Below are 19,786 nucleotides of genomic sequence, written 5' to 3'. Positions count from 1 at the left end.
CAAGTAAGTAAATAAATTTGAGGCGATCGAATCGCATGGCTCGCCTTCGTGTTCCGCAACGCCATTCGATTTTTCAGAAGACCAAATGCCCATAAAAAACCCCGGCGGTTTCCCGCCGGGGTTCTCCGATCGATTTGCGCGATCGATGATCAGAAGTTGCGCTGAGCGCGCAGCATCATGCTGACCGAGTTCTGGTCCTTCAGCTCGTACACGGCCGCCGGCTTCGCAGCCGAGGCAATGCCCGGGCTCGCGATGGACCCAGAGTACTTCTGGTCCAGACGCGACCAGCTCAAGTCGGCCGTGAACGCCAGGTTCTTGACGGGGGTCCACACGGTGTTGACACCGATCACCGCGAAGTTGAAGTCCGGATTACAGGTCGCCCCGGCCACGGCGATGGCAGCGAAGTTGGTGCAGATCAGGCCTTTGCCCGTCGTGCCGTACCTCAGCTGGGCGTAACCACCGTACACTGCGCTCGCCCAGTTCGGGCTCCAGTTGTGGGTGTAGCCACCACGGACGCCCCAGGTCTTGACGGTATCGATGCCGGTAGCCGTTCCGAACACGCCGTCAGCCAGACCGGCGAACCCGGTGCTCTGATACGCGCCATTGCTGCTGCCGCTGAACATGAAGAAGCTCTGCGGGAACAGGCTCTGGAAGTTGTAGCGCGTCGCACCGTCCGTGTAGACCGCCTGCAGGTTGATGACGTCACCCGCGCCGGTCGGGATGTTCTTGATCGACAAAGCGCCCTGCACGGCCCAGCCCCACTTGTCGGAGGGATGACCGGAGACTTCAGTCGCGCCGTAATAGGCTGCATGCAGCTCATGCGCGGCAACCGACAGCTGAGCCATGCCCCAGGCCTGATCGACACGAACCTGACCGATGATTTCGGGCGAACGCGTGCCGCCCCAGGCGCTGGCGCCGTAGACGCCGGTCACGAACTGAGCAGCCGTGCCCGAGGACACGTTCCAGAGGTTCGACTGACCATTGTTCGCCGAGGTCTCGTCCTGCAGCGCAAACGAAGCAGTGATGCCCTGGCCGAAGTCAGCCGTGTAGGCAACCTGGTTCACGCCGTTGACGTGGTTGGAGCCGCCCGGAATGGTATCGGGGCCGCCAGCCGGATAGCTCTGCCAAGGAGCGTCGAAGATCGAGACCGTGCGGCCGAAGGTGAAGCCCGCGAACTGAATGAACGCATGGTAGAGGCCGAGCGAAGCCGAACTGGCCGAGAACGCCGAGGGATTGCTGCCGGTGACGTTCGTAGAGTCGTAGCTGAAGACCGCGTCGGCGTAGGTGCGAACGACGCCGTATTCGGTCGCCGTGCGCGTGTCGACGTTGAAGTCGAAACGAGCGCGGCTGAAATAGTAGTTGGTCAGACGGTTGTTGGACCCGCCGTTGACAGTGCTCGAGCTGTTCCTGAAGCCATAGTCGCCGCCGCCGCCGAGAAGCATGTCAGCGCGGACGTAACCACCCAGCTTGATGCAGGTGTCGGTGCCCGGGATGTAGTAGAAACCTGCGCCGTACAGCGAGCAGATCTTCACGTATTCGACCGCCTTGGCCTTGACCGGAAGATCAGCCGCCTGAGCTCCACCGACGGCGATCAGGGTCGCCGCAGTGCCGAGCAAAAGGCTCTTCACCATTTTCATTTAAAACCTCCAAGTTGCTCATTTGACGGAGACCGGACCATGCGGCCCCCCAGATCCCCGTCTCTTCATCAAATCCGCTCGGCCGCTTCGCGTTTTCGGACGTACCCGCATTCGCGAGGGACGTGAGCGAACCACCTGCAACGGGACGATCGAGAACCCCCCACCGTCACGGATCAATATGCCCGCACAGTTCCGTTAATCAAAATAGTTTATTAGATCAGCTTTGTGGTTTCACTAACCCTGTGTCTGCGGCGCAACACCGGTGCTGAGCGAAAAAGACTGACTGGGTCATATTTGTAGTTTTCGTGACACGATTACCCTGCTCTGCACTTGCATCAGAGCAGAGTTGCGTGGACTATGCCCACCCCATATGAGCCGTGGGAAAGAGAATCAGCTTGCGGGAGTGACGCTGTGTCCGCGACGAGGAAGGAAGGCGCGCGCCTGCGCACCATCGGCAACCTGGATATCATCAGGCGCTTCACCTGGGAGATATCGTCGATCAACATGTATCTTGAGGAGCTGCGTCAGTTCTGGGCGAGGACGCTCGGCATCAGCGGGCCGCAATGGCTGATCCTGATGGCGATTTCCGACCTCGACAAGGACGACGGCATTCCGGTCAACGTCGTGTCCAAGCTCCTTCACGTCGATCCCTCCTTCGTCACCACCCAGTCCAAGCTGCTGGAAAAGAAGGGCCTGCTGCGCCGCCGCCCCTCGCCGACCGACGCGCGCGTGGTCCGGCTCTCCCTGACCGAGAAGACGCAGAAGCACCTGGCGAGCCTCAACGAGCAGTACAAGACCATCAAGGAATTCGTCTTCCAGGAGTTCGACGAGGCCGAGCTCACCGAATTCACCACCAAGCTCGCGACGTTGAAGACCCGCCTGGAAAAGGCCTGCGTCCGCCTCACCCTGGACTTCTGACGGTCGCGCCGCCGCTAGATTCGCAGGCCGCCGCCGAGCCGCGATTCCAGCCAGTCGAAGATGAATTCGTTGGCAAGACTCGGATTGTCGGCATGGGCCTGCGCCGCGCCGGTCTCCGCCGCGGTGAACACTTTCAGCATCACATCCGAGCTGCCGAGCCGGGAGTCCCGGACGAGCTGACGCGCCCGGTCCGCCTTGAGCCAGCCGTCCTCGCCGAGCGTGATCAGCACCGGACAGTCGGCGCTGGAGGCCATCAGCGGCGCATGCGGCACCGGGACGATGCTGACGTCGCTCATCGCGAATCGGCTGGCGAAGAAGGCCCGCTCGTGCAGGTCCCACAGGCCGCCGTCGCAGACGGCGGCGGCAAGCCGCGGCTCCTGCAGCACCGCACGTGCGACGAAGGACGAGCCCCAGCCATCGGCGATGATCCCGACGCGGGCGAAGTCGACGTCCTGCCGAGTTTCCAGATAGTCCATGACGCCGGGAATCGCGCTCTCGAGATCCTGGCGCCGCAGCAGCGCATCGAGAAAATCGTCGCGCTGGTCGCCGAACAGGTCGAGCGCCAGCATCGAGAAGCCGCGCTCGCGCGCATGCGGCACGAGCTTGAACAGAAATTCTTCCTTGCGGTGGCCGGGCTCACCGATGCAGATCACGGTCGGAGCCGGCTCCTTCCCCGATGACGCAGGAAGGAAATAGCCCTGCAGCGAATGCCCGTCGAGCCAGGGTATCGTCACCACCTCGCCGGCGGGGCTGCGCGCGGCGAGATAGCGGCGCGCGCATTCCTGCATCGCCAGCACCGCGACCCAGCGGCGCTCATCGGAGGGGTCGAGCGGCATCGCCGCGGCACCATAATAGTTCATCGCGCGCAGCCAATTGCGCTGCGCGCTGGCCAGGTGTCCTTCCGCGAACGCGGTCTCCGCGCGCTGCCGATTGGTCTGCGCCAGCTTCTTCCACTCGCGATACCATGAATGGTCGTCGGCGCCTTTCAGCCGCCGCGCGATCATCAGGCATTCCGCGATCGTGGCGCCGCCTTCTTGGGCTGCGGTGAGGAGCCGCGTGAACTCAGCCGAGATGTCCTCTCGTTCCGGGCAAAGGGTCCAGTCTTCGGAGAGGCATGCGGGGATCATCGGGAGCTACGTTCTATGTCGCCTTACACAGAACTGACTAAACCATTTCAGATCGCCGACCAAGCCGCCGCGCGCGCCATTACAGGCATTTGAGATCAACATCGCTTGAACATCGTCATGATGCATGCGTGACCTCCCCCACAGCTCATCGAGTGGGGCGAACGTTGGCAGGAGCTGGCACACAAAATTGTTCGAGCCTCTCTTGCCATGACGATCATCATACCCATATTGGCGCGCCCCCAAGGGCGGCCTCAACCAAGCCGCCAGCCGACCTCCTGCGTCAAACTTTCGTAGAAGGCGCGGTTGTAAGCCTGCTCCGGCGTGGCGCGCACGCGCTCGTCGAGGCGCTTGGCATCCTCGCCGACGAGGATGCGCCACCGCTCCGCCTTGACGCCGTCGAGAATGATCGTCGCCGCCTGCGCGGCCGTGGTCGGCGCGTCCTCCAGGAAGCTGCGGGCGCGCTCGGCGAACGCCGCCTGGATGTTCTCGTCCGACATCTTGTCGGTATCCGGCACGCCGGCCGCAGCCATGCGCTTGCGGGTCAGCGCCACCTCGTCGGCATTGAGCTTCTCCGAACCGTCGCCGCTCTGCACCTTGCGCGAATTGGAGACGATCGACGTGCCGATGTGGCCAGGCATCACTACCGAGCATTTGACGTGCGGGGCATGCAGGCGAAGATCGTTGATCAGCGCTTCGGTAAATCCCTTCACCGCGAACTTGGCTGCGCTGTAGGCGGTGTGCGCCTGGTTCATGCCGATCGAGGCCCAGAAGCCGTTGACGCTCGCGGTGTTGACGATGTGGGCCTCGTCCGCGGCGACCAGCATCGGCAGGAACGTGCGCACCCCGAGATAGACGCCGCCCCAGCAGATGTTGAAGGTGCGCTCCCATTGCTCGCGGGTGTTGGTGAACAGGCTGCCGCCGCCGCCGATGCCGGCATTGTTGAACAACAGATGGATCCTGTCCGTCTTCTGCTGCTCGGCGAGCTCGTCGCGAAAGCGCTTCAGGTGATCCTCGATCGCGACGTCGGCGACGTGCGTCGTGACGCGCAGGCCCTGCGGCAGCTTCTCGACTTCGCAGAGCCGCTTGGTCTCGGCCATGGCCGCTTCCGAGACGTCGCACATCGCGACGTTGCAGCCTTCGGCGACGAGCTGCCGCGCGAGCTCGCGCCCCATTCCCGTGCCGCCGCCGGTGATGACTGCGATCTTTCCAGCAAAATCCTTCATGGGACTTCGGTCCCTCCCCTTGTCGGTGTGTTTCTTGGTCACGGCGCCGCTGACCGCGGCGCGCGCAAAACTGTAGCAGCGCGACATCCACGGGTAAAAGCGTGCGCTGCCATCCTCGCCTTCGGTTATTTCGGCAGGCGGACTACGGGCGACGCTGTGCGGGCCTTGTGAAGTGGCTCATAGGCAACGCGGCCCGGACAATCGATCATTCCCGGGTATTTTCCTGCAGGTTCCCCGTATTTGTCCGGCTTCGGGTTAATAGCATTTTTTTACAATCCGAATCGTCAAATGGGGGTGGACGCTGGGTTGAGTCGACTGGGCCAGCGTGTTGTTTGCGTGTCACAGGCTCTGGCACTCCGCTTGCATCCTCTTCGTGGTCAGAAACAACCGACGAGGTGATAGGAATGTTCGTGACCGTCGTTGCCGTGCTTTGCCGGCTTGGCGCAGCCAGCTCAGGCAGTTGCGTCGAGGAAATCGTGACCGACAGCAACATGACGCCCGAGATTTCGCTGATGCAGTGCGCGATCGGCGCACAAGCGCCTCTTGCGAAGTGGATGGGCGAGCATCCGATCTATCACTCGAACTGGCGCCTCGAGCGCTACAAATGCGTGCCGGGTCACTATGAGATCAAGGGCCACGCCTAAGGCCCCGCAAAACTACTGGTGCCAAAGACCACGGATACCAGGACGACTGAGCCAAGAGGAAACGCCCCGGGGGCCGCTTATCCCTCCGTGCGGACAGTGCCAGCGCCAGACCGATCGCGGCAGGCGCTCTGTGACAATGATCACGCCCTCCTTCTAAGCCACCTCACGCACGATGATCGCACGCGCCCGCCGCCCTTCCGGGGTCGGCATCAGCGCGAAGTTGTGCGGTTGCTCGCGCAGGAGATGCAGCTCGACCGGCACGCCCACCGCCCTCGCCCTCGCGGCAAGATCGACGCTGTCGGGATACAGAAGATCGCGCGTGCCCGAAAAGATCGTCATCGGCGCCAGCGCGCGGAAGGAGCCGTTGAGCGGGCTGACGAAGGGATGGCCGACATCGAGCTCGCCGGCATAAAGACGTGCCGCCTCGACGATGCCCGGAATGTCCTGGATCGGATCGAGCGCCGCGATCGCAACCTGCTCCGGACGGCTGATAGAGGCATCGGCCGCAGGCGAGATCAGCAGCATCCGGCTCGGCTGCCGATGACCGCGATCGCGCAGCCATTGGCAGGCGGCGAGGGCAAGGCCAGCGCCCGCCGAATTGCCGACGACCGTCACCTTCGCCTCGCCCGCGTCTTCCAGCAGCATGCGCAGCAGCTCGGCCGTCGCCGGCACGACGTCCTTGGCGGTCGCCCGCGGCGCCAGCGGATAGATCGGCACGACGCAGCAGACGCGCGCCTTGCGCGTCATCTCGCCGACGAAGCGCCAATGCGCCGGCACGATCTCGTTGATGTAGCCGCCGCCATGCAGGAACATGACGTGGTTGCAGCCCTCGTGGCCTGACGCCGGCGCGGTGTAATAGACCGGCCAGCCGCCCATCTTGGTCAGGGTCACCTCGACGCCGCCGCCAAGTCCCGTCGGCTCGAACGAGGCCGGATCCAATGCGAGCTTCTGCACGTGTGCCTGCACGACCTCGGCTGATGCCAGCTGCTTCTTGAACGGCAGCAGCCGCAGCAGCAGGTTGAAGGCCCGGCTTTGCAGGCTTGGTGCTGGATCGCGCGGCGCCCGCGCGCCGAATACGCAGCCGCCCGGACAGAATTGAAGGGCCGATACAAGTCTCGCAACGCTCATCGCCACATCCCCATCCGGCTGTTTCGACCCGGCGACAAAGAGGCTTGCCGACCCGCCGCCACTTGCCGATATAATGCGAGCATTCGCTCGCTTTTCCTACTCGCATTCAGATCACAAGACCGTGGCCCGCAAACCGCCCACAAAACCCCGGAAAAACGCCTCGCAGGAGCGATCCCGCGCCACCGTCGACGCGCTGGTCGAGGCAACTGCTCGCATTCTGGTCAAGGAAGGCTTCGAGAAGGCCAGCACCAACCGCATCGCCGAGATCGCCGGGGTCAGCGTCGGCTCGCTCTATCAATATTTTCCAAGCAAGGAAGCCCTCGTCGCCGCCGTGATCGACCGCCACAACGATGCGATCATGACGGTCGTGCGCGCCGCCTTCGCGGAGGTCGCCGACCTGCCGATCGAGAAGGCCGTGCGCCGCCTCGTCACGGTCGCGATCGAGGCCCATCACATCGATCCGAACCTGCACCGCGTCCTCGCCGAGCAGATCCCCCGCTCCGGCCACCTCGCGGAGGTCGAAGCCTACAGCCACGAGATCCACGCCCTCGTGCGCACCTATCTCGAACGCCACCGCAAGGAGATGCGCAAGATCGATCCCGCGCTCGCAGCGTTCATGTGCGTGAGCACGATCGAAGCCATCGCGCACAACACGGTGCTGAACGGCGCCGAGATGCTGTCGGAGAAGATGGTGAAGGTGCTGGTGGACGAGACGACCCGGATGGTGGTGGGGTATTTGAGGTAGGTGGGCGCCGAGCCAGGGCACTTGCAATCTAGCTACGCACGACGCTTCTAGCTTCGCACCTGGCCTGATGAAGATCGCTCTCCCTGCCTCCGAAGCTGATCGTATCGCGCGCCCCACCTCCGCCCGGACGCGACCACCTCGTTGATTTAAATATTTAAATATATTTAATTCCGGAAAATAAATGCCTTATTATTTGAGGTTGGAGAGCGGGACCGCGGTCAATCTCAGTCAGGTGCTCCGCGGTGTCGGTATGCCATCACCGTTCTGCGCTTGTTAGGAACGCGACCTCGGGAGCTTGCATTGTCGGCTTGATCTTCAATCGTTCATGAGGTCGACAATGCATCTTCTCATCAGAATGGCGGCGATTGCGACATTCCCTGCTTGGATCGGATTGAACGCGAACGGCGCTGCGGCACAGGATTTCAAGGACCGATGGTCCATCATTCCGAGCGCGCAGGCAGAGCCGGCGCCTGCTGGAGTCGAACAGACGAAGAAGGATCAGATTGAGGCGCCACCTCCAACCGCACAAGAGCCATCGGCTGATCGCTCGGGCATGCGATCGTTCAATCGAGTCTTTTCGGGAAAGGCCTCCTATTATTCGTATTCCAAAGGCAAGACAGCGAGCGGTTCGTCATTCAATCGGAATCACCTCACGGCAGCGCATCGCAGCCTGCCATTCGGCACCAAGGTCCGCGTGACCCATGGAGAAAGCAGCGTCATCGTCACCATCAATGACAGAGGCCCGTTCATTCGTGGCCGCGTCCTCGATCTCTCGCTCGCTGCCGCGCGCAGCTTGGGGATTACGAATCGCGGCGTAGCTCAGATTCGTGCCGAGGTGTTGTAGCGGATGACATTTGAAGGGCGGTGACATTAAATAACCCGACGCGCTCGTGGATATAACCCTTCCAGTACTCGCCGCCTTCATCGGCGTCAGCGCGATAAAGGCGGTCGCGCACAATACCGTGCTGGCGTGATGGCCACGGAGATTGATGCGGACGCTGGTGGACGAGACGACGCGGGTATTTGAGGTAGGTGGCCCTTACAGATAGAACGATGTGGTGACTGGAAAACATTCCGGCGAGGCTTGCGCGACCGATTGCCGGAGGTCCCCATCATTCCGAGGGCACGATCTGCTCCAAAGGTCAAAAATGATAGTTCACGCCGACTCGGGCGACGTGGAAATCCGCCCGGCCGAAATTTGCGGTGTATCTGGACAGGTTCGGACCGATGCCCGTTGCGAGTGCGTTGACTGCCACCGACGATTTGCCGAGGTCAACGTAGAGATATTCGGCCTTGAAGCTCCAACGAGGCGCAAAGCGCCATTCGCCGCCTCCACCGACCGTCCAGCCAGTCTGAATGCGGGAATCGGTCCCCGTGAAGCAAGTCGATCCGATCGTACAGTTGAATGAAGTGCCGGCGACGGAGATATCGAAAGCGCCACCCGGTCCGTTCGCGATGTAGTCGTCAAATGTCGCTACTCGACCAAAAGCAAAGCCGCCGGTGCCATACAAAAGAACGCTGGGCGTGACCAGCGCCCCCAGACGCCCACGAATGCTCCCCCACCAGTCAATCTTTTGCTCAGCCGAGATGGTCTGTGCGAAAGCTGGGGGTAGAAGCGGCGTTGTTTCACGACCGCCGCCGCGCAAGCTGGATGCGCTCAAGTCACCTTCTACGCCGACCAGCCATTTGCCATCGAGTTGCCAATTGTAGCCCGCTTGCAGCCCTCCCGTTACACCACTCATCGAAAAATCGTGAGGGCTGGGAGCAACCTGCCCCGCAAACGGAGGCAAAAGCGGGACTCCAGGATTGAAGATGAAAGCGGAGGCCGCGTCACTCGTGAAATTCACCGACCGGTCTGCCCATGCGCCGCCAACGTTGCCGCCAGCGTAAAATCCCGTCCAGCTTGGGTTGGAGTCAGCCGGGCGCGCCTTCGTCAAAAGTGCAGGGCTTTGGTCAGCAGCTTCCGCCCCCGACGCGACGCTCGCCAAGACTGCTATAGCAGCCAGTCCTCTTCTCACGGGACGCCCCCTCCGCGATTCCAAAGTGCCCGAAATTCATAAATCATGTTGACGCTGGACGCTGTGACGCGAGGGCAACACCTGCGGGACGTTGCAAAATCAACCGCAAACGGCCGGCCCGCGGTAAACCGACGGCCGGAAAGGAATTCGATTCTTGAAGAATTTGGTCGGAGCGAGAGGATTTGAACCTCCGACCCCTAGTCTCCCAGACTAGTGCGCTAACCGGGCTGCGCCACGCTCCGAATGTCGTTCCATTAGCTAGGATCGCCGCTTTGCGCAAGGCGAGGCCGCAGCATTTTGGTGTATCCGCCCAAGCGGGCCGGAACTGCCCCGGAAAGCCGGCCGGCCCGCCCCTAGCCGTCCTTGAGGGCCTGGTCCAGCATGTCCCTGCAGGCGACGAGGTCGCCGAGCACCCGCTCCAGCCGCTCCCGGTCGAGCGCGCTGGGGCCGGCGGGCGCGGCGGCGGCACCGCCCTTGCGGAAGGTGGTGAGAATCTCCTCGTCGTCGATCTCGGTGAAGCGGAAGTCGATGCCTTCCTCCTCATCGCCCTGATAGTCGTCATCGTCGGTGTCGGTGACGCCCTTGATGGGCGCCTCCTCGTCCTCGGGCTCCATCAGGCTCGCGCCGATGGCGTCCTCGATGGCGCCGAACGAGACCGCGGCCGCGCTGTCGGCGAGGCCCTGCACCGATTTGACGCCGTGCTCTTTGAGGATCCGCTGCACCCCGCGGATGGTGTAGCCCTCGCCGTAGAGCAGCCGGCGGATGCCCTTGAGCAGGTCGACGTCGTCGGGGCGGTAATAGCGGCGGCCGCCGCTGCGCTTCATCGGCTTGATCTGGGAGAAGCGGGTCTCCCAGAACCGCAGCACGTGCTGCGGAATGTCGAGTTCCTGCGCTACTTCGCTGATGGTTCGGAACGCATCCGGCGCCTTATCCAAATGCCAGTCCTTTCCGAAAGGCGGTTACGCCTCTTCCTGAGCCTGGGTGGCGTCGCCGTTGGTGCGGTGCTGGGCGTTGATCCGCTGCTTCAGGATCGCCGAGGGCTTGAACACCATGACGCGGCGCGGCGAGATCGGCACCTCGGTGCCGGTCTTCGGGTTGCGGCCGATGCGCTGGCCCTTCTTGCGCACCATAAAGGAGCCGAACGAGGACAATTTCACCGTCTCGCCCTTCTCCAGGCAGTCGGTGATCTCCTTCAGCACGAGTTCCACGAAGGCGGACGATTCCGTGCGCGACAGGCCCACCTTCTGGTAGACGGCTTCGCACAGATCGACACGCGTTACGGTTTTGCTGGTCTCGCTCATCGCCCTGCCCCACCTCACGGCGAACAATTCTCGTCTGAAATTATGAGCTTACGATACGGCGGTCAACACCGCACATCAATGCAGACCTAGCGATAATCGGCGTGGATTCCGGCAAAATTTTATCGGTGTGGCTTACCAGCGCACCAGCGCGGAGCCCCAGGTGAAGCCGCCGCCCATGGCCTCCAGAAGGACCATGTCGCCCTTCTTGATGCGGCCGTCCCTGCGCGCCACGGAGAGCGCCAGCGGGATCGAGGCCGCGGAGGTGTTGCCGTGGCGGTCCACCGTCAGCACCACCTTCTCGGGCGCGATGTGCAGCTTGTGCGCGGAAGCGTCGATGATTCGCTTGTTGGCCTGGTGCGGCACGAACCAGTCGATGCCGTCGGCATTGAGCCCGGTCGCCTTGAAGGCATCGACGATCACGTCGGTGATCATGCCGACCGCATGCTTGAAGACCTCGCGGCCCTCCATGCGCAGATGACCGACGGTCTGGGTCGAGGACGGCCCGCCGTCCACGAACAGCTTGGCCTTGTGGCGGCCATCGGAGCGCAGATGCGTGGTCACGATGCCGCGGTCGGTCGCGGCATTGCCGGGCTGCTCCTGCGCCTCCAGCACCACGGCGCCGGCGCCGTCACCGAACAGCACGCAGGTGCCGCGATCATTCCAATCGAGGATGCGCGAGAAGGTCTCCGCGCCGATCACCAGCGCGCGCTTGTAGGCGCCGGTGCGCAGGAAATTGTCGGCGGTGGCCAGCGCAAACACGAAGCCCGAGCACACCGCCTGGAGATCGAAGGCCGCGCCATGATTGATGCCGAGCCCGTGCTGCACGGCGACGGCCGTCGCAGGGAAGGTGTTGTCGGGCGTCGAGGTCGCCAGCACGATCAGCTCGATCGACTGCGCGTCCACGCCGGCGTCGCGGAGCGCCGCCTGTGCCGCCTTGATGGCGAGGTGCGAGGTGAACTCGCCCTCGGCCGCGATGTGCCGCTCGCGAATGCCGGTGCGCTGCACGATCCACTCGTCGGAGGTGTCGATGCGCGCCGCCAATTGGGCGTTGGTCACCACCTGCTCCGGCAGATAAGAGCCGCAGCCGAGCACGACCGAACGAATCTGAGTCACGAAACATCCTCCGGCGCGGGCTGCACGGATTTGAGTGCACCACCCTCGCGGTTGAGCATCTGATTGATCTTGTTCAGGAGATCGTAGTGAGCCATCTCATAGCCAACATCGATCGCATAGGCAAAGCCTTCGGCGTTGGTTCCGCCGTGGCTCTTGACCACTACCCCGTTCAGTCCCAGCAGCACGCCACCATTGGACTTGTTGGGGTCCATCTTGTTACGCAGGGCCTGAAAGGCGCTGCGGGCGAAGAGATAGCCGAGCTTGGACGTCCAGCTCCGCTGCATCTCGTTACGGAGCAATTCCGCCATCTGCCGTGCGGTTCCCTCGGCCGCCTTCAGCGCGATGTTGCCGCTGAAGCCTTCGGTGACGATCACGTCGGCCAGGCCCTTGCCGATGCCGTCGCCCTCGACGAAGCCGACATAGTCGAGCTCCGGCAGGTTCCGCGCCCGCAGGATCTCGCTGGCCTCGCGGATCTCCTCGTGCCCCTTGATCTCCTCGGCGCCGATATTGAGCAGCCCGACCGTGGGCCGGGTCTTGTTGAACAGCACGCTCGCCTTGGCCGCGCCCATCACCGCCATCGAGACCAGGTGGTGGGCATCGCCGCCGAGGGTGGCGCCGAGGTCGAGCACGACGGACTCCCCGCGCAGGGTCGGCCAGATCGCCGAGATCGCGGGGCGGTCGATGCCCGGCAGGGTGCGCAGGTGGAAGCGGGCCATCGCCATCAGCGCGCCGGTATTGCCGGCGGAGATCGCGACATCCGCCTCGCCTTTCTTGACCGCATCGATCGCGAGCCACATCGAGGAGGTCTTGCGGCCGCGCCGCAGCGCCTGGCTCGGCTTGTCCTCCATGCTGACGGCGACGTCGGTATGGACGATTCTGGAGGCGGCTTTCAGCTTCGGGTGCTTGTCGAGCTCGGGCTCGATCCGGGCGCGGTCGCCGACCAGCAGGAACTCGGTGTCGCGATGCCGGCCAAGCGAGATGGCGGCGCCCGGAATGACCACGGCGGGGCCGACATCGCCCCCCATGGCGTCCAGCGCGATGCGAACCTTGCTTGGCATGAAAGTCCTGGAAACCTGGTCTGGTGCAGTCTGAGCTAGCGGGGCCGCAAAATGGGTTTGCCACCGAGATGGCGACCGGCCAAGCGCCACGCCGCACCCGAACCGGGGCGCGACAATAGCGTTTTGTGCCCCCGAAACAACCTCTTGCCCCCAGCCTTTTGCATCTGAGGCGATCCGGCCGCCGGCCGCGGATTTCGCAGGAAATACATTGAAATCAGACGGATAAACGGCTGTCTCAAACCATCGAGGCAAATGGCTCGCGTGCCCTGGCAAGGCGGCCGCGAGCGGAAAATGCCCCTCACTGTTCCTTCTTCTTGTCCTGCAATGCCTTCAGCACGGCGAAGGGATGGTCCTCGGGGTCGGGAGCGGTGACCTCCGCCTCGAACACGGCCCCCTCCTTGCGCGGATAGGGATCGATCGCCAGGAACAGAACGTCGGTGGCGAGCCGGCCGAGATCGATGATGCCGCCCGTGATCGGCTCGGGCGGGTCGACGACCTCGGGCGGCGCCTCATCGTCCTGCCCCTCCTCGATCAGATCGGCCAGGCGGCGCGCCTCGGCCTCCGGGGCGAACATCAGGTCCACCTCCTCCTCAATCTCGGTCTCGATCGGGTCGAGCGTGACGACGCAGGTCTGGCCGACGCGGCCGCGGACGAGGCCTGTGACCTGGACCCGTCCGCCGCTTTTCGGCACGACATCGAAGCTGGCATGAGCGGACAGGATCTCGCGCAGGCCCGCGACCTCCGCCATCGCCTGCCGCTCGGCCACTGATGCTTCGAGCTCGCGATGCAGCCCGGCGTCCGGGATCTGGGCAACGATAACGGGCGCCCGCCACGGATCGGGTGCGGTATCTGGTCGGCTCATGGCGTGACACCCTCTGGCAACGCCGGGGGAAACGTGAAGGACGCGCGCAGCAGCGCGGCCTCTTCGGCCCGGCCGAGATCGGCCTCGCTGGCCCGCGCATAGGCCGCGAGCCGCTTGGCCTGGTCGAAACCGGTCCCATTCAAGATATTCTTGCAGATCGCCGATGCCAGAGCCTCGCCGCCGGCTTCCATCGCCTGGTCATAGGCCTGGACGCGGCCGTAGAAGGCCTCGCCGAAGGCCCGCATCCGCTTCGGCACGGTCTGGTCGCCCACCCCCATCTCGCGCAGATTGTCGTCCATGTCCTCGCAGAAGCGATCGAACAGCGCCTGGGACAGCTCCGTGGCGCCCTGAACCGCGCGCAGGCGGCGCAGCAGCAGCCACAGATGCAGCAGCAACAGGTCGAAACGCCCGTTAACCGTATCGGGCACGCCCAAGTCCCGGTAAAATATGGGTTCTCGCGCCTGCGTCACGATCATGCCATAGATGGCTTCAATGGTGCCTGGCGGGGTTCGCCGGGGTTTCCTGAAGTGATTGAACGGCCAAAGCATTGTGGTTTCCGCAAGCGGGCGCGCGCGAGTTGCATTCAGACGCCCAGCCCGGTACTTCAGCGCCTCGCGCGACGCAAGGGGACGGAATCAGTTCCGCTATGACGACAACGAACCAGATCAGCCCGCGCGCGGACGTGCGGCGCGGCCTTCATGCCTGCTGGCGCGGCTTGCGCATGCTCGCGGCGACCGCAATGGTCGGCGTGGCCCTTGCGGCCTGCACCGGCGAGCAGTTCCAGAAGGGCTACATCCTGCCGCCCGGCGCGCTCGAGCAGATTCCGATCGGTGCGAGCCAGGACCAGGTGCTGATCGTGATGGGTACGCCCTCGACGGTCGCGACCCTCGACGGTGAAGTGTTCTACTACATCTCGCAGCGCTCGGAGCGCCCGGTCGCCTTCATGAACCAGAAGGTGGTCGATCAGCGCGTCATCGCGGTCTATTTCGACAAGAACCGGCGCGTGCGCAGGCTTGCGAATTACGGTCTCCAGGATGGCAAGATCTTCGACTTCATCAGCCGCACCACGCCGACGTCGGGTCAGGAGATGAGCTACCTCACACCGCTGTTCAAGCTGCTGAGCTTCAACTGAAGCCGCCGAAGGTTTCGATCGAAGCGCTTGTCGCTTCGCATCGAACCAGCCTTCGGAGCCGGCTAATTCCATCGGAAGGTAAATGGCTTCGCGCCTGCGTCGTCGTGCCGCCCTCTGCGCGGCACTTGTCGTCGCGCGCGACTTGCGGTCGCACGTAGCGTTCCCTACGCTTCCTGCAAAGCAAGAAGCAGGAGTGGATTCGTGCCCAAGAAATTTCAAAACACTTTATTGTCGCGCCGTCGCGTGCTCGCCGGTGCTGCCGGCCTTTCGGCCGCAGCTTTTCTGCCGCGATCGAGCCTTGCCGACTGGAAGCCCACAGAGAACGTTCGGCTCATCGTGCCGGCCGCGGCCGGCGGTTCGACCGACGTGATGGGCCGGCTCCTGGCTGCGCATCTGCAAGCCGCCTGGGGCCAGTCGGCCGTGGTGGAAAACCGCTCCGGCGGCGGCGGCACCATCGGCACGGCCGAGGCCGTGCGCGCCAAGCCGGATGGTCACACCATCCTGGTCGGCAATCCGGGCCCGAACGCGATCGCCTACAGCATCTTCAAGAACCTCAGCTACAAGCCGGAGCAGCTTCAGCCGGTCTCGAACATGATCCGGATTCCGAACATCGTCTCGGCGCATCCGAAGACCGGCATCAAGTCGATTCCCGAGCTGATCGCGTTCCTGAAGGCCAATCCGGACAAGCTCAGCTACGCCTCTTCAGGCGTCGGCCAGAGCCCTCACCTCACCGGCGCCTGGTTCCTCCAGCTCACCGGCCTGAAGATGACGCACATCCCGTTCCGTGGGGCCGGACCCGCGTTGCAGGCGGCGCTCGCCGGCGACATTCAGATCCTGTTCGACAACCTCTATCCGAGCCTGCCGCAGGTGCAGAACGGCACGCTCAACGGCCTGTGCGTCACCACGCCCGAGCGCAGCGAGCTCGCGAAAGACCTGCCGACGATGCGCGAAAGCGCACCGGAGCTCGCGAACTTCGACATCTCCTCCTGGTTCTCCGTGTTCCTGCCGAAGGGCGTCTCGCCCGAGGTGCTCAATGCGCTCAATCTCCAGGTCAAGGCGATGCTGGAGCGCGACGACGTCAAGAAGCAGATCGCCGCCATGGGCGCCCGTGCCGACTACGGCACGCCGGAGCAGTTCGCCGCCTTCGTGGACGCCGAGACGAAGAAGTTCGCCGGCATCATCCAGAAGGAAGGCCTGCAGATGGACGTGCAGTAGGTCTCTCCCTCGTCATTGCGAGCGAAGCGAAGCAATCCAGAATCTCTCCGTGGAAAGACCCTGGATTGCTTCGTCGCAAGAGCTCCTCGCAATGACGTGGTGAGTGCGGCGGATCAATAAAACAAAAACCCCGCGGTTTGCACCGCGGGGTTTTGTCTTTCACCACCGCCGCTCAGTGCGCCAGGATCGCCAGCAGCAGCAGGGCCACGATGTTGGTGATCTTGATCATCGGGTTCACCGCAGGTCCCGCCGTGTCCTTGTAGGGATCGCCGACGGTGTCGCCGGTCACCGCGGACTTGTGGGCATCAGAGCCCTTGCCGCCGAAATGACCGTCCTCGATGTACTTCTTGGCGTTGTCCCAGGCGCCGCCGCCCGAGGTCATGGAGATCGCGACGAACAGACCCGTCACGATCACACCGAGCAGCATCGCGCCGACGGCCGAGAACGCCGCCGACTTGCCGGCCGCGCCGCCGCCCGCGATCGCATAAATCAGGAAGTAGACGACGATCGGCGAGAGCACCGGCAGCAGCGAGGGGATGATCATCTCCTTGATCGCCGCGCGGGTCAGCAGGTCGACCGCCTTGCCATAGTCAGGCTTGTCGGTGCCCTGCATGATGCCCGGCTTCTCGCGGAACTGGCGACGAACCTCCTCGACGATCGCGCCGGCCGCACGGCCGACCGCGGTCATGCCCATCGCGCCGAACAGGTACGGCAGGAGGCCACCGAACAGCAGGCCCACCACCACGTAGGGATTGTTCAGCGAGAAGTCCGGATTGACGCCGGCGAAGTAGGGATGCTGCGCGGAGCGGGCCACGAAGAACTTGAGGTCCTCGTTGTAGGCCGCGAATAGCACCAGTGCACCCAGACCGGCCGAGCCGATCGCGTAGCCTTTGGTGACCGCCTTGGTGGTGTTGCCGACCGCATCGAGCGCGTCGGTCGACTTGCGCACCTCCTTCGGCAGCCCCGCCATTTCGGCAATGCCGCCGGCATTGTCGGTGACGGGGCCGAAGGCGTCGAGGGCGACGATCATGCCGGCCAGCGCCAGCATGGTGGCGGTCGCGATCGCGATGCCGAACAGCCCGGCGAGGCTGTAGGTGACCAGGATGCCGGCGATGATCACGATCGCAGGCAACGCGGTCGCTTCCATCGAGATGGCGAGGCCCTGGATCACGTTGGTGCCGTGGCCGGTGACCGAGGACTGGGCGATCGACTTCACCGGACGATAGTCGGTCCCGGTATAGTATTCGGTGATCCAGATGATCAGCGCGGTGACGACGAGACCGACCACGCCGCACTCGAACAGCGCCATGCCGGTGTAGTTGACGCCGTCGAGCTTGCCGAAGCCGATCAGGTAGTAGATCACCAGGGCGATGCCGATCAGCGACAGGATGCCGGTCGCGATCAGGCCCTTGTAGAGCGCGCCCATGATCGACTGGCTCGGCCCGAGCTTGACGAAGAAGGTGCCGATGATCGAGGTGATGATGCAGATGCCGCCGATCGCGAGCGGCAGCGTCATCATGTTGGCGAGGATCGGCGTCTTGGCGAAGAAGATCGCCGCCAGGACCATGGTGGCGACCGCGGTCACCGCATAGGTCTCGAACAGGTCGGCGGCCATGCCGGCGCAGTCGCCCACGTTGTCACCGACGTTGTCTGCGATGGTCGCGGGGTTGCGCGGATCGTCCTCGGGAATGCCGGCCTCGACCTTGCCGACGAGGTCGCCGCCGACGTCCGCACCCTTGGTGAAGATGCCGCCGCCGAGACGGGCGAAGATCGAGATCAGCGAGGCGCCAAAGCCGAGCGCCACCAGGGCGTCGACGACGACACGGCTATCGGGCGCGAGCTTCAGCGAGTGGACCAGGAAGCCGAAATAGAGGGTCACACCCAGCAGCGCGAGACCGGCCACCAGAAGTCCGGTGATGGCGCCCGCCTTGAAGGCGAGCTCCAGGCCGCCGGCGAGCGACGTCGTCGCAGCCTGGGCGGTGCGCACATTGGCGCGCACCGAGACGTTCATGCCGATGAAGCCCGCAGCGCCGGACAGGATCGCGCCGATGGCGAAACCAATCGCGACATAGAGCCCGAGGAAATAGGCAAGCAGCACGAAGATGACGATGCCGACGATACCAATCGTGGTGTACTGGCGCCGGAGATACGCCTGTGCGCCTTCGCGCACGGCACCTGCGATCTCCTGCATGCGCGGCGACCCCGCATCCGCGCCCAACACCGAAGACGTCGCCCAAATCGCGTAGGCGACGGAAAGCGCTCCGCAGAGCACTATCAACCATAATGCTGTCATGTGATTTTTGCCTCAGATTCCTTGATGTACCCCCGGCGCCTTTTGTGTTCCGTCGTGCGGTGCGGCGCCTTGATTTTGAACAAAGCCGCCCCCTTGCCCTTAAGGGGCGGCTCCAGTCGGCCGCGAGCTTGCCAAAATCAAATTGAGGGTGCAACGCCGGATAAGGCCGAAAAGGCCGATCTCGGCAGGTATTTAGGACCAAGTGCTGAGAACTAAGATGCCGGGTTGGAGCAATTGCTAGAAGTGGCTGTAGGACAGCCGCGTCAAAAGCAGGTCCTGGCCCTGACCATCCAGGAAGCGCGGCGGCTTCTGCCCTTCCGTGATCGTACCGATCGCGGTCACGGCAACGCCCAGGGCCCGCCCCGCGGCAATCAGCGCGTCACACTGTGCCGGCGGAGCGGTGCACAGCACCTCGTAGTCATCGCCTCCGGCAAGCAGCGTCTCGACAGACACGACGCTGCGGGCGCGCAGGCCGGCCGCCGCGGCCGAGAGGGGCACGCTCGTCACGTCGACCGAGGCCGAGACCCCGGACGCGGCGCAGAGCTTGGTCAGATCGCCGGCGAGGCCATCGGAGACGTCCATCGCTGCGGTGGCATGGTCGCGCACCGCCCGCGCCAGCACGTTGCGCGGCTGCGGCACCCGATAGCGCGAGACCAAAAAATCCCGTGCCGCGGGATCGGATGCCAGCGCGGCGGCCACAGCGCCGTCTTTGAGCACGTCGAGGCCGAGCGCGGCATCGCCGATCGTCCCCGTCACCAGGATGCGGTCGCCCGGCGTTGCGCCGGTCCGGCCGACCATCCGTCCCCGAGGCACACGGCCAAAGGCAGTGATCGAGATCATCTGCGGGCCCGGCGTCGACACCGTGTCGCCGCCGAGCAGAGGACAAGCGAAGGTCTTGGCGTCCTCGCCCAGCGCGTCCGCAAAGGGGCGCAGCCAGGCGTCATCCTTGCTGCGCAGCGCCAGCGTCAGCACGAAGCCTGCTGGCGTTGCTCCCTTCGCCGCGAGATCGGACAGGTTCACCCGCAGCGCCTTGCGCGCGATGGTGTCAGGCGGATCACCGGCAAGATAATGCACGCCCTCGACGATAGCGTCGGTGGTGACGACGACGTCCTCGCCGGACGAGGACAGGACCGCAGCGTCGTCGACCAGCCCGAACGCGCCGGGATCGGTCGCCAGCGGCTTGAAATAGCGCGCGATGAGGGAGTCTTCGCCGGAGGGATCCTGTGCGTTCGTCATCGGCGCCAACTCCACCCTCCGCTGTCATCGCCCGGCTTGACCGGGCGATCCAGTACGCCGAGAAGCCGATCTCAATAACCGCTGCCGCGGCGTACTGGATCACCCGCTTACGCGGGTGATGACAGCGGAATGTGTG

At 64.0% G+C, this 19,786-nt stretch carries 19 protein-coding genes and 1 tRNA gene; 6 read left to right on the top strand and 14 right to left on the bottom strand.

The features are described 5' to 3' along the window. Positions 1-149 precede the first annotated feature (149 nt). Positions 150-1,637: a porin gene (locus ACNJYA_RS17515; RefSeq protein ID WP_439367114.1), complete on the bottom strand. Its 1,488-nt coding sequence runs from the start codon at positions 1,635-1,637 to the stop codon at positions 150-152. Between the two features lie 411 nt (positions 1,638-2,048). On the opposite strand from ACNJYA_RS17515, the gene ACNJYA_RS17510 reads away from it, so the two are divergent. After that, entirely contained in the window at positions 2,049-2,555 is a 507-nt protein-coding gene (locus ACNJYA_RS17510) for a MarR family winged helix-turn-helix transcriptional regulator (RefSeq protein WP_035712871.1), read from the top strand. Positions 2,556-2,569: 14 nt separating this feature from the next. Here ACNJYA_RS17510 and ACNJYA_RS17505 read toward each other — a convergent pair whose 3' ends face one another. Further along, a complete protein-coding gene (locus ACNJYA_RS17505) occupies positions 2,570-3,682 on the bottom strand; it encodes an alpha/beta hydrolase family protein (RefSeq protein WP_439367111.1) in 1,113 nt (370 codons plus the stop codon). A 251-nt stretch (positions 3,683-3,933) separates the two neighbouring features. Next, positions 3,934-4,905 carry an SDR family oxidoreductase gene (locus ACNJYA_RS17500; RefSeq protein ID WP_439367109.1) on the bottom strand — a complete coding sequence of 324 codons (972 nt, stop codon included), beginning with the start codon at positions 4,903-4,905 and terminating at the stop codon, positions 3,934-3,936. A gap of 404 nt (positions 4,906-5,309) precedes the next feature. On the opposite strand from ACNJYA_RS17500, the gene ACNJYA_RS17495 reads away from it, so the two are divergent. Further along, a complete protein-coding gene (locus ACNJYA_RS17495; RefSeq protein ID WP_439367107.1) occupies positions 5,310-5,549 on the top strand; it encodes a hypothetical protein in 240 nt (79 codons plus the stop codon). A gap of 153 nt (positions 5,550-5,702) precedes the next feature. On the opposite strand, the gene ACNJYA_RS17490 is transcribed toward ACNJYA_RS17495, so the two are convergent. After that, positions 5,703-6,677, bottom strand: coding sequence for an alpha/beta fold hydrolase (locus tag ACNJYA_RS17490; protein ID WP_439367105.1), 975 nt, complete (start codon positions 6,675-6,677; stop codon positions 5,703-5,705). A gap of 121 nt (positions 6,678-6,798) precedes the next feature. Between ACNJYA_RS17490 and ACNJYA_RS17485 the strand changes: the two genes are divergently transcribed. Continuing rightward, positions 6,799-7,422 carry a TetR/AcrR family transcriptional regulator gene (locus tag ACNJYA_RS17485; RefSeq protein ID WP_349628387.1) on the top strand — a complete coding sequence of 208 codons (624 nt, stop codon included), beginning with the start codon at positions 6,799-6,801 and terminating at the stop codon, positions 7,420-7,422. Between the two features lie 337 nt (positions 7,423-7,759). Next, complete coding sequence (locus ACNJYA_RS17480) at positions 7,760-8,266, top strand: septal ring lytic transglycosylase RlpA family protein (protein WP_439367103.1); 507 nt, start codon at positions 7,760-7,762, stop codon at positions 8,264-8,266. Positions 8,267-8,564: 298 nt separating this feature from the next. On the opposite strand, the gene ACNJYA_RS17475 is transcribed toward ACNJYA_RS17480, so the two are convergent. The 8 genes from ACNJYA_RS17475 to ACNJYA_RS17440 form a co-directional block, all read right to left on the bottom strand. After that, positions 8,565-9,440, bottom strand: a complete 876-nt coding sequence (locus ACNJYA_RS17475; protein ID WP_257187438.1) for an outer membrane protein — start codon at positions 9,438-9,440, stop codon at positions 8,565-8,567. Between the two features lie 164 nt (positions 9,441-9,604). Next, positions 9,605-9,682 (bottom strand) — tRNA-Pro (locus tag ACNJYA_RS17470). A 111-nt stretch (positions 9,683-9,793) separates the two neighbouring features. Then, complete coding sequence (locus ACNJYA_RS17465; protein ID WP_172783467.1) at positions 9,794-10,375, bottom strand: MerR family transcriptional regulator; 582 nt, start codon at positions 10,373-10,375, stop codon at positions 9,794-9,796. Between the two features lie 24 nt (positions 10,376-10,399). Further along, complete coding sequence (locus ACNJYA_RS17460) at positions 10,400-10,741, bottom strand: integration host factor subunit alpha (protein ID WP_036010431.1); 342 nt, start codon at positions 10,739-10,741, stop codon at positions 10,400-10,402. A gap of 132 nt (positions 10,742-10,873) precedes the next feature. Further along, positions 10,874-11,854: a beta-ketoacyl-ACP synthase III gene (locus ACNJYA_RS17455; RefSeq protein WP_172783466.1), complete on the bottom strand. Its 981-nt coding sequence runs from the start codon at positions 11,852-11,854 to the stop codon at positions 10,874-10,876. Next, a complete protein-coding gene (gene plsX, locus ACNJYA_RS17450; protein ID WP_439367100.1) occupies positions 11,851-12,912 on the bottom strand; it encodes a phosphate acyltransferase PlsX in 1,062 nt (353 codons plus the stop codon). Before plsX ends, ACNJYA_RS17455 begins: the two co-directional genes overlap by 4 nt. A gap of 298 nt (positions 12,913-13,210) precedes the next feature. Then, positions 13,211-13,774, bottom strand: coding sequence for a YceD family protein (locus ACNJYA_RS17445; protein ID WP_439367098.1), 564 nt, complete (start codon positions 13,772-13,774; stop codon positions 13,211-13,213). Beyond that, on the bottom strand, positions 13,771-14,322 hold the full coding sequence (locus ACNJYA_RS17440; protein ID WP_439367096.1) for a ubiquinol-cytochrome C chaperone family protein: 552 nt from the start codon (positions 14,320-14,322) through the stop codon (positions 13,771-13,773). Before ACNJYA_RS17440 ends, ACNJYA_RS17445 begins: the two co-directional genes overlap by 4 nt. A gap of 98 nt (positions 14,323-14,420) precedes the next feature. Between ACNJYA_RS17440 and ACNJYA_RS17435 the strand changes: the two genes are divergently transcribed. Together ACNJYA_RS17435 and ACNJYA_RS17430 are read left to right on the top strand one after the other, a co-directional pair. After that, positions 14,421-14,906 carry an outer membrane protein assembly factor BamE gene (locus ACNJYA_RS17435; RefSeq protein WP_172783462.1) on the top strand — a complete coding sequence of 162 codons (486 nt, stop codon included), beginning with the start codon at positions 14,421-14,423 and terminating at the stop codon, positions 14,904-14,906. Positions 14,907-15,107: 201 nt separating this feature from the next. Then, on the top strand, positions 15,108-16,121 hold the full coding sequence (locus tag ACNJYA_RS17430; protein ID WP_172783461.1) for a Bug family tripartite tricarboxylate transporter substrate binding protein: 1,014 nt from the start codon (positions 15,108-15,110) through the stop codon (positions 16,119-16,121). A gap of 172 nt (positions 16,122-16,293) precedes the next feature. Here ACNJYA_RS17430 and ACNJYA_RS17425 read toward each other — a convergent pair whose 3' ends face one another. After that, positions 16,294-18,414: a sodium-translocating pyrophosphatase gene (locus tag ACNJYA_RS17425; RefSeq protein ID WP_172783460.1), complete on the bottom strand. Its 2,121-nt coding sequence runs from the start codon at positions 18,412-18,414 to the stop codon at positions 16,294-16,296. A 237-nt stretch (positions 18,415-18,651) separates the two neighbouring features. Further along, positions 18,652-19,650: a thiamine-phosphate kinase gene (gene thiL, locus ACNJYA_RS17420; protein ID WP_439367093.1), complete on the bottom strand. Its 999-nt coding sequence runs from the start codon at positions 19,648-19,650 to the stop codon at positions 18,652-18,654. Between the last annotated feature and the right edge of the window lie 136 nt (positions 19,651-19,786).

This window comes from Bradyrhizobium sp. BLXBL-01 (assembly GCF_051853025.1).
Taxonomy (GTDB): Bacteria; Pseudomonadota; Alphaproteobacteria; order Rhizobiales; family Xanthobacteraceae; genus Bradyrhizobium.
This window is presented reverse-complemented; position numbering and strand designations above follow the sequence as displayed.

Coding starts and splice junctions, on each gene's coding strand:
- ACNJYA_RS17505 (WP_439367111.1), bottom strand. CDS start 3,682: ATGATCCCCGCATGCCTCTCCGAAGACTGGACCCTTTGCCCGGAACGA.
- plsX (WP_439367100.1), bottom strand. CDS start 12,912: ATGCCAAGCAAGGTTCGCATCGCGCTGGACGCCATGGGGGGCGATGTC.
- ACNJYA_RS17480 (WP_439367103.1), top strand. CDS start 7,760: ATGCATCTTCTCATCAGAATGGCGGCGATTGCGACATTCCCTGCTTGG.
- ACNJYA_RS17490 (WP_439367105.1), bottom strand. CDS start 6,677: ATGAGCGTTGCGAGACTTGTATCGGCCCTTCAATTCTGTCCGGGCGGC.
- ACNJYA_RS17500 (WP_439367109.1), bottom strand. CDS start 4,905: ATGAAGGATTTTGCTGGAAAGATCGCAGTCATCACCGGCGGCGGCACG.
- ACNJYA_RS17440 (WP_439367096.1), bottom strand. CDS start 14,322: ATGCTTTGGCCGTTCAATCACTTCAGGAAACCCCGGCGAACCCCGCCA.
- ACNJYA_RS17495 (WP_439367107.1), top strand. CDS start 5,310: ATGTTCGTGACCGTCGTTGCCGTGCTTTGCCGGCTTGGCGCAGCCAGC.
- ACNJYA_RS17515 (WP_439367114.1), bottom strand. CDS start 1,637: ATGAAAATGGTGAAGAGCCTTTTGCTCGGCACTGCGGCGACCCTGATC.
- thiL (WP_439367093.1), bottom strand. CDS start 19,650: ATGACGAACGCACAGGATCCCTCCGGCGAAGACTCCCTCATCGCGCGC.
- ACNJYA_RS17445 (WP_439367098.1), bottom strand. CDS start 13,774: ATGAGCCGACCAGATACCGCACCCGATCCGTGGCGGGCGCCCGTTATC.
- ACNJYA_RS17435 (WP_172783462.1), top strand. CDS start 14,421: ATGACGACAACGAACCAGATCAGCCCGCGCGCGGACGTGCGGCGCGGC.
- ACNJYA_RS17425 (WP_172783460.1), bottom strand. CDS start 18,414: ATGACAGCATTATGGTTGATAGTGCTCTGCGGAGCGCTTTCCGTCGCC.
- ACNJYA_RS17460 (WP_036010431.1), bottom strand. CDS start 10,741: ATGAGCGAGACCAGCAAAACCGTAACGCGTGTCGATCTGTGCGAAGCC.